The 12,759-nt window shown below is 73.3% G+C and carries 15 protein-coding genes and 1 tRNA gene; 5 read left to right on the forward strand and 11 right to left on the reverse strand.

The genetic code is table 11. The annotated features are described in order from the left end of the window. Nucleotides 1–32: 32 nt before the first annotated feature. The 7 genes from OG335_RS20040 to OG335_RS20070 form a co-directional block, all read right to left on the reverse strand. The gene (locus OG335_RS20040) at nucleotides 33–920 is read right to left on the reverse strand and encodes an RNA polymerase sigma factor SigF (RefSeq protein WP_405012494.1); all 888 of its coding nucleotides are present in this window, start codon (nucleotides 918–920) and stop codon (nucleotides 33–35) included. 248 nt (nucleotides 921–1,168) lie between these two features. After that, nucleotides 1,169–1,462, reverse strand: coding sequence for a Dabb family protein (locus OG335_RS20045; RefSeq protein ID WP_405012495.1), 294 nt, complete (start codon nucleotides 1,460–1,462; stop codon nucleotides 1,169–1,171). Between the two features lie 61 nt (nucleotides 1,463–1,523). Further along, nucleotides 1,524–1,688, reverse strand: coding sequence for a hypothetical protein (locus OG335_RS20050; RefSeq protein ID WP_405012496.1), 165 nt, complete (start codon nucleotides 1,686–1,688; stop codon nucleotides 1,524–1,526). Nucleotides 1,689–2,089: 401 nt separating this feature from the next. After that, nucleotides 2,090–2,179 (reverse strand) — tRNA-Ser (locus tag OG335_RS20055). Between the two features lie 44 nt (nucleotides 2,180–2,223). Then, nucleotides 2,224–2,739 carry a tRNA adenosine(34) deaminase TadA gene (gene tadA / locus OG335_RS20060; RefSeq protein WP_405012497.1) on the reverse strand — a complete coding sequence of 172 codons (516 nt, stop codon included), beginning with the start codon at nucleotides 2,737–2,739 and terminating at the stop codon, nucleotides 2,224–2,226. Nucleotides 2,740–2,768: 29 nt separating this feature from the next. After that, nucleotides 2,769–3,329: a hypothetical protein gene (locus tag OG335_RS20065; RefSeq protein WP_405012498.1), complete on the reverse strand. Its 561-nt coding sequence runs from the start codon at nucleotides 3,327–3,329 to the stop codon at nucleotides 2,769–2,771. A gap of 208 nt (nucleotides 3,330–3,537) precedes the next feature. Then, entirely contained in the window at nucleotides 3,538–3,741 is a 204-nt protein-coding gene (locus OG335_RS20070) for a hypothetical protein (RefSeq protein ID WP_405012499.1), read from the reverse strand. A gap of 135 nt (nucleotides 3,742–3,876) precedes the next feature. Here OG335_RS20070 and upp point away from each other — a divergent pair, with 135 nt between their 5' ends. Beyond that, nucleotides 3,877–4,512, forward strand: a complete 636-nt coding sequence (gene upp, locus OG335_RS20075) for a uracil phosphoribosyltransferase (protein WP_405012500.1) — start codon at nucleotides 3,877–3,879, stop codon at nucleotides 4,510–4,512. A gap of 109 nt (nucleotides 4,513–4,621) precedes the next feature. On the opposite strand, the gene OG335_RS20080 is transcribed toward upp, so the two are convergent. Both OG335_RS20080 and OG335_RS20085 read right to left on the reverse strand, forming a co-directional pair. Continuing rightward, nucleotides 4,622–5,293 (reverse strand): LytR C-terminal domain-containing protein, encoded by a 672-nt coding sequence (locus tag OG335_RS20080; RefSeq protein ID WP_405015460.1) that lies wholly within the window; start codon nucleotides 5,291–5,293, stop codon nucleotides 4,622–4,624. Between the two features lie 221 nt (nucleotides 5,294–5,514). Then, nucleotides 5,515–5,811 (reverse strand): type II toxin-antitoxin system VapB family antitoxin, encoded by a 297-nt coding sequence (locus OG335_RS20085; protein ID WP_014136828.1) that lies wholly within the window; start codon nucleotides 5,809–5,811, stop codon nucleotides 5,515–5,517. Nucleotides 5,812–5,933: 122 nt separating this feature from the next. Here OG335_RS20085 and OG335_RS20090 point away from each other — a divergent pair, with 122 nt between their 5' ends. Further along, on the forward strand, nucleotides 5,934–7,514 hold the full coding sequence (locus tag OG335_RS20090; RefSeq protein WP_405012501.1) for a helicase HerA-like domain-containing protein: 1,581 nt from the start codon (nucleotides 5,934–5,936) through the stop codon (nucleotides 7,512–7,514). 18 nt (nucleotides 7,515–7,532) lie between these two features. Here OG335_RS20090 and OG335_RS20095 read toward each other — a convergent pair whose 3' ends face one another. Then, nucleotides 7,533–8,699 (reverse strand): hypothetical protein, encoded by a 1,167-nt coding sequence (locus OG335_RS20095; RefSeq protein ID WP_405012502.1) that lies wholly within the window; start codon nucleotides 8,697–8,699, stop codon nucleotides 7,533–7,535. A 91-nt stretch (nucleotides 8,700–8,790) separates the two neighbouring features. Between OG335_RS20095 and OG335_RS20100 the strand changes: the two genes are divergently transcribed. After that, a complete protein-coding gene (locus OG335_RS20100) occupies nucleotides 8,791–9,654 on the forward strand; it encodes an alpha/beta hydrolase (protein WP_405012503.1) in 864 nt (287 codons plus the stop codon). A 50-nt stretch (nucleotides 9,655–9,704) separates the two neighbouring features. Beyond that, entirely contained in the window at nucleotides 9,705–10,223 is a 519-nt protein-coding gene (locus OG335_RS20105; protein WP_405012504.1) for a YbhB/YbcL family Raf kinase inhibitor-like protein, read from the forward strand. 56 nt (nucleotides 10,224–10,279) lie between these two features. On the opposite strand, the gene OG335_RS20110 is transcribed toward OG335_RS20105, so the two are convergent. Further along, nucleotides 10,280–10,870: an HhH-GPD-type base excision DNA repair protein gene (locus OG335_RS20110; RefSeq protein WP_405012505.1), complete on the reverse strand. Its 591-nt coding sequence runs from the start codon at nucleotides 10,868–10,870 to the stop codon at nucleotides 10,280–10,282. 315 nt (nucleotides 10,871–11,185) lie between these two features. On the opposite strand from OG335_RS20110, the gene OG335_RS20115 reads away from it, so the two are divergent. Beyond that, a complete protein-coding gene (locus OG335_RS20115) occupies nucleotides 11,186–12,625 on the forward strand; it encodes an amino acid permease (RefSeq protein ID WP_405012506.1) in 1,440 nt (479 codons plus the stop codon). The last annotated feature ends 134 nt before the right edge of the window (nucleotides 12,626–12,759 follow it).

Raw genomic sequence — 12,759 nt, forward strand, 5'->3', positions numbered from 1 at the left:
AGTGGTAACGCGCGGCGATCCGCGGGTGCCGGTCACTCCTCCCAGGTGTTGCCGGTCCGCAGGCGGTTGAGGATGCGGGAGAGCAGCCGTGAGACGTGCATCTGGGACATGCCCAGCTCGGTGGAGATCTGCGACTGCGTCAGGTTGGCGAAGAAGCGCAGCATGATGATCCGCCGCTCCCGCTCCGGCAGCTGCACCAGCAGGTGGCGGACCATGTCGCGGTGCTCGACGTCGGCGAGCGCCGAGTCCTCGTAGCCGAGCCGGTCGAGCAGGGCGAGCCCGCCCTCGTGCTCCTGCGCGGCCTCCAGGGAGGCGGCGTTGTAGGCCCGGCCGGCGTCGAGGCAGGCCCGCACGTCCTCCTCCGGGATGCGCAGGCTCGCGGCGATCTCGGGCACCTTGGGGGTGCGGCCGTGGGTGACGGTGAGCTCCTCCATCGCCCCGCTGACCTGCACCCACAGCTCCTGGAGCCGCCGCGGCACGTGCATGGTGCGCACGTTGTCGCGGAAGTACCGCTTGATCTCGCCGAGGATGGTCGGCAGCGCGTACGTCGGGAACTGCACGCCGCGGCCGGGGTCGAAGCGGTCGATGGCGTTGATCAGCCCGATCGTGCCGACCTGGACGATGTCCTCCATCGGCTCGTTGCGGCTGCGGAACCGGGTGGCCGCGTACCGGACCAGCGGGATGTTGATCTCGATCAGGGCGGCCCGCACCCGTTCCCGTTCGGGGGTGTCCGGAGCCAGCTCGGTGAGCCGTTCGAACAGCACCCGGGTGAGCGTGCGGACGTCGACGGGTGTCCGGGTGCCGCTCTGGCGGTCCCTCATCTCGGCGGCCCGCAGGTCCGCGACGAGGCTCTCCGCGGGCGACCGGGGGGCCTGCGGCCCGTCCGTCCCCCGTGCGCTGTCCTGTGTCCGCACGGACACGTCACCCCTCCCAGACTCGACACCTGCGATCCGGGCCGCTGCCCGGAGGGTTCCGGCCGCGCTCACCACCTCGCCAGATCCGGCAAAACCGGTCATAGCATCACAAGTCGTCCACATCCGCGGCAAGCACCACCCTTGCGCGTGTTGGCTGACGCCGTTCGGCCCGATGGGGAACGCCACAGCCCTCCGCCGGGGTGGTGGCGAAGGGCTGCAAGGGTGGTGCGTGCACGATGTGCAGGTGTTCGGGGTCAGACCTCGATATCGGCGATCACCCAGGTGGCGAACTCCCGCCACTGCCCGGCCGCGGCCTGGTGCGCGGGGTGGGTGAGATAGGCCTGCAGCGCGTCCCGGTCCTCGACCAGGCTGTTGATCGCGTAGTCGTGGGCGATGTCGCGGACGGTCGTGTTCCAGCCGCACTCCCACTCGCGCAGCTCGGGGATCTGCGGGCCGAGCGCGGCGAACGCCGCGGCGCCGGCGACCGCCCGCGGATCCTCCGGGGAGACGCCGTCGACGAGCTTGAACAGGACCAGGTGCCGGATCACGATGCCGCTCCTTGCTGAAGGGGTGACGAACCCCGCCACGGTAGCCGTCCGGCCGCCCGCCTCAGCTCACCAGCCCCGTCATGAACGTCCCCAGCGCCTTCGCGGCGTCCGAGATCCCGACGAAGCCGGACTGCACCAGCTCCGCCGACCTGGTCGGTGACGTGATGATCGTGTAGATCACGAAGATGAGCAGGAGGTACATGCCGATCTTCTTCGCCTGCGCCATCGAACCGGCCGCCTCCCTGCCACGGGCCGCCGCCGCTCTCCCCGGGCGTCCCTGCTGTCGGGCAGCTTATCCACCGGACGGCCCATCGGGTGAGAGCGGCATTCACTCCCCGGGACGAAGGTCCCCGCGAGTGGTGGCTTTGTGCGGTCGCCCGGGCGCGGCGGGTGTCGCACGATGGAGGAGTACCGCGGGATCTGGCAGGAATCCCCGGTGCGAGGAACCGGGACTCCCCGCTGTGGGACCGGACGCCGCGGCTTCCCCCCTGACGCGGCGCCGGTAGTGGGAGCCCCGACGGGGGCGCGGCCCTTCCCCCCGAGGCCGCGCCCCCTCCGTCGTACCCACGCCACGCACGACGAAGGCCCCGACCGTCTCCGGTCGGGGCCTTCGTTCTTGCTGCTCAGTGGCGGTAGCGGTGGGATTCGAACCCACGGTGAAGTTGCCCCCACACACGCTTTCGAGGCGTGCTCCTTTGGCCGCTCGGACACGCTACCGAGGGAGACTCTACCGGACGCCCGGGGCCGTCACGAAATCCGTTTCAGCGCTGGGTGCCGAAGAACGCGAGCAGCTGGGCGGAGCACTCGTCGGCGAGGACGCCGGACACGACCTCGGGGCGGTGGTTGAGCCGGCGGTCGCGGACCACGTCGAAGAGGGAGCCCGCCGCACCGGCCTTCTCGTCGAGGGCGCCGTAGACGACCCGGTCGACCCGGGACAGCACGATCGCGCCCGCGCACATGGTGCAGGGCTCCAGCGTGACGACCAGGGTGCAGCCGCTCAGGCGCCATTCGCCGACGGCGGCGGCGGCCTCGCGGATCGCCACGACCTCGGCGTGCGCGGTGGGGTCGCCGACCGCCTCGCGCTCGTTGTGGCCGCGGCCGATGACGGCGCCGTCCGGCCCGAGCACGAGCGCCCCGACCGGCACGTCGCCGGTGGCGGTGGCCAGTGCCGCCTCGGCGATGGCGAGGCGCATCAGGTCCGTCCACCGGTCGCGTACCGGGTCGGGGCGTACGGGGGCCGGGAGGGGGGCGATGCGGGGGACGGGTGCGGACTGCATGGCACCAGTGTCGGGCACCCGCGCCGCCGCTACCGAACGGCCTCCAGCACCTCGCCCGCGCCGAGCGCGTCGGCGATCTCGGAGAGCGCGTCGCCGGGCACCGCGCCTTCGGCGGCGAGGGCCAGCAGCTCCTTGGCGGAGAGCCCGAAGTCGGCGAGCAGGTCGGCCTCGCCGAGCGGGCCGGCCTGCGGGCCGAGCGGGCCGGCGGCGGAGTCGTCACCGTCGTCGTCGACGGAGAGCGTGCCCTCCTCGTCGTCCTCGGACTCCTCGACGTCGGCCACGAGGGCGTCGAGGTCGTCGTCGAAGTCCTCGGACTCGATCAGCTCGTCGGTCAGCACCGCCCCGTACGAGCTGCGCGCCGCGGCGGCGCCGTCGGAGACGAAGATGCGCGGGTCCTCCTCGCCGTCGACGCGGACGACGGCGAACCAGGCGTCCTCCTGTTCGATGAACACCAGGACGCTGTCGTCGTCCTGGGCGGCCTCCCGGGCCAGGTCGGCGAGATCGGCAAGGGTTTCGACATCGTCGAGTTCCGTCTCGCTCACATTCCACCCGCCGTCGGTGCGGGCGAGCACTGCAGCGAAGTACGCCACCGGGGACACTCCCAAGATTGGTCTCGGCTGTAGGCGATCTCGGGCGAACGCGGTCTGGCCGCCCCCGCGCCGGAGACGGCCCGCCGGTCGGACCGTCCCTCCGGCATCGTGACAGAAAGCCCGGCGCTGCGGGGGGTGTTCGGCAGCGCGTCTTTGCAGGTCGTGTCGGAATGGCCGGCCGGGGGCCGGTCGGACGGCGTGTCCGGTCTCAGATCCGGAAAGTTCGCATCCGCATGGCTTCGCGGAGCCGCCGCTCCTTCGTGCGCCGGGGCTGCACCCGGGCCCGGAGCTCGCGTGCCTCGGCGAGCTCACGGAGGAAGAGGGCGCGGCGCTTGCGGCGCTGCGCCTCGGTCTCGGGTGCGGCGGACCTGGACTCCGTCGAGCCGGGCCCGGGGTCCGGGTTGCTCTTCATACGGTCCGACCTTCCCAGATGTGTCGGCTTGATACCACGGGGAAGGTCTCGGTTCGGCCTCCCCACCGCCCGGCCCCGGGGGGCCCGCCGCCGGGCGAGTCGTACGTCAGTGCCCTTGCCCGTTATGGTCGATACATGCGTCTCCACGTCGTCGACCACCCTCTGGTGGCCCACAAGCTCTCCACTCTGCGCGACGAGCGCACCGACTCCCCGACCTTCCGCCGGCTCACCGACGAGCTGGTCACCCTGCTGGCGTACGAGGCCACCCGGGACGTCCGGACGGACGCGGTGGAGATCACCACGCCGGTCGCCGTCACCACCGGCACCCGGCTCAGCCACCCGCGGCCGCTGGTCGTCCCGATCCTGCGCGCCGGCCTCGGCATGCTGGACGGCATGACCCGGCTGCTCCCGACCGCCGAGGTCGGCTTCCTCGGCATGGTGCGCAACGAGGAGACGCTGGAGGCGTCCACCTACGCGACCCGCATGCCCGACGACCTCTCCGGCCGTCAGGTGTACGTCCTCGACCCGATGCTGGCCACCGGCGGCACGCTGGTCGCGGCGATCCGGATGCTGCTGGAGCGCGGGGCCACGGACGTGACCGCGGTCGTGCTCCTCGCCGCCCCCGAGGGCGTCGAGCTGCTGGAGAAGGAGCTCGCCGGCCGGCCGGTCACCGTGGTCACCGCCGCGCTCGACGAGCGGCTCAACGAGCACGGCTACATCGTGCCCGGCCTCGGCGACGCCGGCGACCGGCTCTACGGCACCGCGGGCTGAGAGGCCCTTCCGCGCTTCCCGCGCCTTCCGCGCGGACGCGCGGGCACGGAGGAAGGGCCCGCACCCCCCGGGGGTGCGGGCCCTTCCTCCGTGCCGTGGCGCGGGGCCGTCAGCAGGAGCCGGGCTGCGGCGACGGTGTGGGCGAGGGCTTGGTGGCCTCGGCCAGGGCGGCCGCGGCCTGGGCGGGGTCGAGCAGGGCGGCGAAGCCGTCGCCGATCACGAAGTCGACGGTGGCGTCCGTGCGGGTGTCGGCGGTGGCGGCGGAGCTCGCCACCTGGGAGCCGAGGAGCGTCGCGGCCCCCAGCCCGCCCGGGCCGCTGATCACCTGGACGGTGCCGGTGACCTTCTTGTCCAGTGCGGCCGGCGCGTTGCCGACCTGGCCGATGGTGAAGCCGCGCTTCTTGAGCTCCTCGGCCGTCCTCGCCGCCATGCCGGACTTGTCCGTGGCGTTGAAGACGTTCACCGTCACGGTCTGCGGCTGCGGCACCGCGGTGCTGGTGGCACCGGGGGCCGGGGAGGCCGTGCCGGCCGCGGCGTCCGAGGCGGGTGCCGCGAGCGGCTTGCCGGAGGCGCCGGGTGTCGAGCAGGCCTGCGCCGAGGCGTGGCGGCCCTTGAAGATGTCGAGGAGCTGGACGCCGCCGAGGGCGATCAGCGCCAGAGCGAGCAGGGTGCCGAGGGCGGCCAGCACCTTGCGGCTCCTGCGGGGCGGTCGGCCCAGGCGGGGGTAGGAGTTCCCGGTGATCCGGTACTGCTTCCCCTTCAATCCCCGGGGGGTCAGCATGCTCACGTCGGTGTCCCCCTCGTGCCAGGACAGGCTCGGTCTCGGGTGCGGCCAAAGGGGCGTGCGCCAGAAGAATAGGCCGTTGTTCAGCAGATTAGTGCGACAGGTGCTGTGAAGGTACTAAATGATCATCATCTGGAGTACCCGGGCACCCGAAAGGATGTACCGGAGGTCTCCCGAGCCGCCCGGGAGGGCGTCCGCGGGGGGTGGTTCGACCCCGGTCAGTCCATTTCCAGCACACGTGCGTGCAGCACCTGACGCTGCTGCAGGGCGGCCCGCACCGCGCGGTGCAGGCCGTCCTCCAGGTAGAGGTCGCCGCGCCACTTCACCACGTGGGCGAAGAGGTCGCCGTAGAAGGTCGAGTCCTCCGCGAGGAGGGTTTCCAGGTCCAGCTGACCCTTGGTCGTGACCAGCTGGTCCAGCCGCACCGGACGCGGCGCGACGTCCGCCCACTGGCGGGTGCTGGTCCGGCCGTGATCCGGGTACGGCCGCCCGTTGCCGATGCGCTTGAAGATCACACGGAAAGCCTACCGTCATGCGTGCGGAGGGCGCAGCAAGCGCGGCGTTACCGAACGGCCTCCTCGTGCGGATGTTTGATGGCAGACGGCCTGTCCGCCTCGCCGCCCGGGAGCCCGCCGCGATGACCGATCCCCGTAGTTCCGCCCCCGCAGGCCCGCCCGAGGCCGTCCGGGAGATCGCCGACGGCTACGCCTTCACCGGCCCCGCCCTCGACCTCGGCGCCGTCCTGCACGACGGCACGGCGTACCCGGAGGCGCCGGTGCGCATCCCGCTCGGGGTGCTCAACCGGCACGGGCTGGTCGCCGGGGCCACCGGCACCGGCAAGACGAAGACCCTCCAGCTGATCGCCGAGCAGCTCTCCGCCCAGGGCGTGCCGGTGTTCCTCGCCGACATCAAGGGCGACGTCTCCGGCATCGCCGCGCCCGGCGTGCCCGGCGAACGGGTCTCGGCCCGCGCCGCCGAGGTCGGGCAGAGCTGGACCCCGCAGGGCAGCCCCGCCGAGTTCTACGCGCTCGGCGGGCAGGGCACGGGAATCCCCGTCCGGGCCACGGTCACGAGCTTCGGCCCGCTGCTCCTCTCCAAGGTGCTCGACCTCAACGAGACCCAGGAGGCCTCGCTCGGCCTGGTCTTCCACTACGCCGACAAGGCCGGGCTGGAGCTCTACGACCTCAAGGACCTCACGGCCGTCATCACCTTCCTCACCTCGCCCGAGGGCAAGGAGGAGCTCAAGGGCCTCGGCGGGGTGTCCGCGGCGACGGCGGGCGTCATCCTCCGCTCGCTGACGGTGCTCGCCACCGAGGGCGCGGACGCGTTCTTCGGCGAGCCCGAGTTCGACACCGCCGACCTCCTGCGCACGGCCGGGGGCCGGGGCACGGTGTCCGTGCTGGAGCTGCCCGCCGTGCAGGACCGGCCCCGGCTCTTCTCCACCTTCCTCATGTGGCTGCTCGCCGACCTCTACCAGGAGCTGCCGGAGGTCGGCGACCTCGACCGGCCGAAGCTGGTGTTCTTCTTCGACGAGGCGCACCTGCTCTTCGCCGACGCCTCCCGGGCCTTCCTGGAGGCCATCACCCGGACGGTCCGGCTGATCCGCTCCAAGGGCGTCGGGATCTTCTTCGTCACGCAGACCCCGAAGGACGTCCCCGCGGACGTGCTCGCCCAGCTCGGCAACCGGGTGCAGCACGCACTGCGCGCCTTCACCCCGGACGACGCGAAGTCCCTGAAGGCCACCGTCTCCACCTTCCCGCGGTCCTCCTACGACCTCGCGGAGGTGCTCACCGGCCTCGGCACCGGGGAGGCGGTGGTGACGGTGCTCTCGGAGGAGGGCGCGCCGACGCCGGTGGCGGCGACCCGGCTGCGGGCGCCGCAGTCGCTCATGGGCCCGCTGGACGCCGCCGCGCTCGGCGCGGCGGTGGCGTCCTCGCCGCTCGCCGCACGCTACGCGGAGGCGGTCGACCGGGAGTCCGCGTACGAGAAGCTGGCCGCCCGGCCGGCCGCCCACGAGGAGGCGCCCGCGCCGGGGCGGGAACCGGCGGCACGGCAGGCGCCCCCGCGGGAGGCCCCGGCCGGGGGCGGCGACGGCGGCGGGCTGATCGGGTCGCTGATGCGCAACCCGGCCCTGAAGTCGCTCGCGCGGTCGGCCGGCACCCAGCTCGGACGGGAGATCACCCGCAGCCTGTTCGGGACGTCCCGGCGCCGGAGGTAGGCCCCGGCCGGAGCCCGCTCAGGCGCGCAGGGCGGCGCCGATCCGGTCGAGCGAGGAGAGCCGCATCAGGCCGTAGTGGTAGAACTCCACCTCCGGCACGCCCAGCTCCCGCAGCACGCCGATCTTGGCGGCGAGGTTGGCCGGGCCGTCGCAGTCCTCGGCCATCGGCCGGAGGATCACCGCCATCGCCTCGGGGCTCACGCCGTGCAGGGCGAACGCGGCGACCTTCTCCCGCACCTCCTCGGGGGAGCGGGCGTAGCCGAGCGTCTCGACCTGGTGCGCGGCCTTGGCGAGGGCCGGGAGGTCGATGCCGGAGAGCCAGCCCTTGCCGGGCCCGGCGCCGTCCATGAAGGTGAGCCGCATGCCGTGGGCGGCGGCCGCCTCGGCGACCTCGGCGGCGAGCGAGGTGACGGTGCCGGTGACGGCGTCCAGGTAGGCGGCGAGGGCGCCGCCCGCGAGTTCGTCGAGGGCGGCCGGCTCGGCGGCCCTCCGCTCGTCGGCGAGGCGGGCGCGCAGCTCGTCCCGGACGACCTGCCGCACCTCCTCGGCGGGGACGCCGGCGGCGCGGGCGGCGGCGCGGCAGTGCGGGCAGAAGCAGATGCCGAGCAGGGCCTCCGCGACGGCGCCGAGCTCCTCGAAGTACCGCTCGTGGTGGTAGCCGTGCCGGAGGCCGTGGAAGTGCAGCGACTCGGCGCGGATCGCGTCGACGCCGTACCGGGCGAGCTCCTCGACCAGCGTCAGCGCGTAGGCCCGGACCTCGGGGTTGGCGGGGCACAGTTCGGTGAGGTGGCGGTCGCCGAAGGCGTTGGCCGGGGCGCAGTCGGGGTGCTGGAAGCCCAGCCGGTCGTTGTGGCAGAAGACCGTCCAGGCGTGCAGCTTCAGGCCGCGCCGGTCGGCCTCGGCGGCGGCCTCGGCGAACGGGTCGCGGTCGCCGATCGCGCCGGAGGGCGCCGGGACGAGCCGTCGTCCGGCCCAGCGGGCCGGGTCGGGGCGGAAGTACGCGGCGCCGGGTTCCAGGTACCGCACGACGCGGCGCGGGTTGTGCGGGAACACGTCCCGGGCCTCGTGGTAGACCGAGGCGAGGGTCAGGCCGCTCACCCCCGCCCGGTCGGTAAGGTGGCCGAAGAAGGTGTCGGCGCCCTCGTCCAGCAGGTCGGTGGCGAAGGCGAGGACGGACGACTCCACGGGGCGGCTCCGGGGCAGACGGTGCGGGTGCGCCCCCACGCTAGCCCGGCGCTCGGCATTGGTCTATACCTCATGGCTTGGGAGACGGGCGATGACGCCGCTGTACCGCGAGTTCGACCACGAGGAACTCGCCCGCGAGTACTCCCCGAGCACCTGCGTCGACGACCTGGCGGCCGAACTCGCCGCCTACGCCGACCGCAGCCGCGCCGCGTACGCCGCGCTGGAGGTCCGCACCGACCTGCCGTACGGCGCCGGGCCGCCCGAACTCCTCGACTTCTTCCCCGCCGCCCGGTCCGGCGCACCCCTGCACGTCTTCGTCCACGGCGGCTACTGGCAGGAGCTGGACAAGACCGACTCCGCCTTCGCCGCCCCCGACTTCACCGCCCTCGGCACGGCCTACGCCGCCGTCGGCTACGGCCTCGCACCCGGCTGGCCCCTGGACGCCATCGTGGCGCAGGTCCGCCGCGCGGTGCACTGGCTGCTCGACCACGCCGAGGACCTCGGCGTCGACCCGCACCGCGTGCAGCTCTCCGGCAGCTCCGCGGGCGCCCACCTCGCCGCGATGGCCCTCCTCGGCCCCGCCTCCCCGCGCGGCCGCCGCGTCGCCGACGCGGTGCTGCTCAGCGGCGTGTACGACCTGGAGCCGATCACCCTCACCTACGTCAACGACGCGCTCGGACTCGACCCGGCCGCCGCCCGCCGCAACAGCCCGCTGCTGCTCCTCGCCGACCACCCGCCGGGGGAGCCGCTGCCGCCGCTGCTGCTCGCCGTCGGCGAGCACGAGACCGGCGAGTTCGCCCGGCAGCAGGAGGAGTTCGCGGCCGCCGCGCGGAAGGCCGGGGTGCCGGTGGAGGCCGTGGTCGTCGCCGGCCGCAACCACTTCGACCTGCCGCTCGACCTCGGACGGCCGGACACTCCGCTCGGCGCGGCCGTCACCGCGAGGCTCGCTCCCTAGACTCGGAGGAGAGCCATCCGCGCGACGAAGAAGGAGAAGGTGAAGCGCCCGTGACGCTCCGTCCGCCCCTGCCGTACGACCACCTGCCGAAGGTGCCCGACTTCGACCTGACCAGCCGTGACCTCGTGGCCGGCGGCACGATGCCCGACGCGCACGTGCACGCCCACGGCAACGAGTCGCCGCACCTCGCGTGGTCCGGATTCCCCGCCGAGACCCGCGGCTTCGCCGTGACCTGCTTCGACCCGGACGCCCCCACCGGGAGTGGCTGGTGGCACTGGCTGGCGCTCGACCTGCCCGTCGGCACCACCGAACTCGCCCGCGGCGCCGGCGCCTCCGACGCGGCCCTGCCCGGCGACGGCCACCACGCCCGCAACGACTTCCCGGGCCACCGGTACGACGGCGCCGCCCCGCCGCCCGGCCCGGCGCACCGCTACGTCTTCGCCGTGCACGCGCTCGACGTGCCCACGCTCGGGCTGACGCCCGACACCCCGGCCGCGGTGGTCGGCTTCAACCTCACCTTCCACACCGTGGCGCGGGCCCTGCTCACCGTCGAGTACGCGAGCGGCTGACCGGCGCGGTACACCGCCCGGGCGGGCTCCCGGCCGACCGCCGGGAGCCCGCGGGCTCAGCCCCCGGCCTCCCCGGCCTTCTTGGCGGCCTGCTTCGCCTCCTGCTTGGTCGCCCGCACCTTCACGAGCGACTCCGGCCCGGTGATGTCCGCCACCGACCGGAACCCCGGCTCGCCGTACGCCCCGGCGGCCTCGCGCCAGCCGTCCGGGGTGACGCCGAACTGCTTGCCCAGCAGGGCGAGGAAGATCTGTGCCTTCTGCCTGCCGAAGCCGGGCAGGTCGTTGAGCCGCTTCAGCAGCTCGCGGCCGCTGGGCGCGTCCCGCCAGACCGCCTCGGCGTCGCCGTCGTAGTGCTCCACCAGGTACTGGCAGAGCTGCTGCACCCGCTTGGCCATCGAGCCCGGGTACCGGTGCACGGCAGGCTTCTCGGACAGCAGGGCGGCGAACTCCTCCGGGTCGGCGGCCGCGATCCGGTGGGCGTCCAGGTCGTCCGCGTCGAGCCGTTGCGCGATCGTGTACGGGCCGGTGAAGGCCCACTCCATGGGGATCTGCTGGTCCAGCAGCATGCCGGTGAGCGCGGCGAGCGGGCTCCGGCCGAGCAGGGCGTCGGCCTCCGGTTGCTGCGCGAGGTGGATGGTGACGCTCACGGTGCGGCCCCTGGTGCGGCGGTCGGTCAGGTCGCCCTCATCGTGGCAGCCCGGGCGCGGGTGCGCGGCGCACAACACACCGCCGCCACGGCCGCGGCCCGCGGGAAATCCGACGGAAAGCCGGGCCGGGTGATTACCCGTGAGGCGCCGGAGAAATGTCAGGCACTGTCGCGATCGGCATTTACCGGCAACCTCAAATCATCCTCAGAGAAGTGTGGTGAATTATCGGCGAGGGTTACGGAAATCCGATTCCCCCGCTACGTTCCTCCGGGTGTGCGGCACACCCCCGCCGTACCGGAGAGGCAGCAGACACCCATGAGCCCGGACACCACGACGCGCTCGGGGCAGCCGTCCCCGGCCGCCCCGCCCACCCCGCCCGGAGCAGCCGGCGACGGCCACCTCAAGGCCGGCCTGAAGGACCGGCACCTGTCGATGATCGCGATCGGCGGCGTGATCGGCGCCGGCCTGTTCGTCGGCTCCGGCGCCGGCATCGCGGCCACCGGCCCCGGCATCCTCCTGTCCTACGCGCTCGCGGGCACGATGGTCGTGATGGTCATGCGGATGCTCGGCGAGATGGCCGCCGCCGACCCGCGGAGCGGATCGTTCTCGGCCTACGCCGACCGCGCGCTGGGCCGCTGGGCGGGCTTCACCATCGGCTGGCTGTACTGGTTCTTCTGGGTCGTGGTGCTCGCCGTGGAGGCCACCGCGGGCGCGAAGATCCTGCACACCTGGGTGCCGGGCGTGCCGCAGTGGGCGTTCGCGCTGCTGGTCATGGCGGTGCTCACGGCCACCAACCTGTTCTCCGTCGCCTCGTACGGCGAGTTCGAGTTCTGGTTCGCCGGGATCAAGGTGGTCGCCATCGCGGCGTTCGTCGTCGTCGGCGGCCTCGCGGTGTTCGGCGTGCTCCCGGGCACCCACGCGGTCGGCACGGCCAACCTGCTCGACCACGGCGGCTTCCTCCCGAACGGCGTCGGCGCGGTGTTCGGCGGCATGCTGACCGTCGTCTTCGCCTTCATGGGCAGCGAGATCGTCACCCTCGCCGCCGGCGAGTCGCCCGACCCGCAGCGCGCCGTGCGCAAGGCCACGAACAGCGTGATCTGGCGCATCGGCGTCTTCTACCTGGGCTCCATCGCCGTCGTCGTCACCCTGCTGCCCTGGGACTCCGCGGACGTCCTCGACAGCCCGTACGTCGCCGTGCTGAAGCACGTCGGCATCCCCGGCGCGGCCCCGCTGATGGACGTCATCGTGCTCACCGCGGTGCTCTCCTGCCTGAACTCCGGCCTCTACACCGCCTCCCGGATGGCGTTCTCGCTCGGCCAGCGCGGCGACGCGCCGAAGGCGTTCGCCGGGGTCACCGGGCGCGGGGTGCCGCGCACCGCGATTCTCGCCTCGGTGGTCTTCGGATTCGTCGCGGTGTTCTTCAACTACGAGTTCCCGGAGACGGTCTTCAAGTTTCTGCTGAATTCCTCCGGCGCCGTCGCGCTCTTCGTCTGGCTGGTGATCTGCTTCTCGCAGCTGCGGCTGCGGAAGGTCACGGAACGGGAGGCGCCGGAGCGGCTCACCGTCCGGATGTGGCTGTACCCGTACCTCACCTGGGCCACCATCGGGATGATCGGCTTCGTCGTGGCGTACATGTTCACCACCCACGACGGCCGGATGCAGATGGTGCTCTCGCTGGTGGCCGCGGCCGTCGTGCTGGTCGCCGCCCGCGTGGTGCACGCCCGCCGTACGAGGGCCGCCGCGGACACCGCCTGACGGAGGGTCGGGTGATTGGGCCGGGCGGGCGACAGGCGGGCCTGTCGGCACCGGGTCCGCCGCGACCGGCTGCACGATGAACCGACGAGCAGATGGTCGGCCCCGGCCGGTACGGGTCTCCCGGACCGGCCGGG

The organism is Kitasatospora sp. NBC_01539 (assembly GCF_045040525.1).
Taxonomy (GTDB): Bacteria; Actinomycetota; Actinomycetes; order Streptomycetales; family Streptomycetaceae; genus Kitasatospora.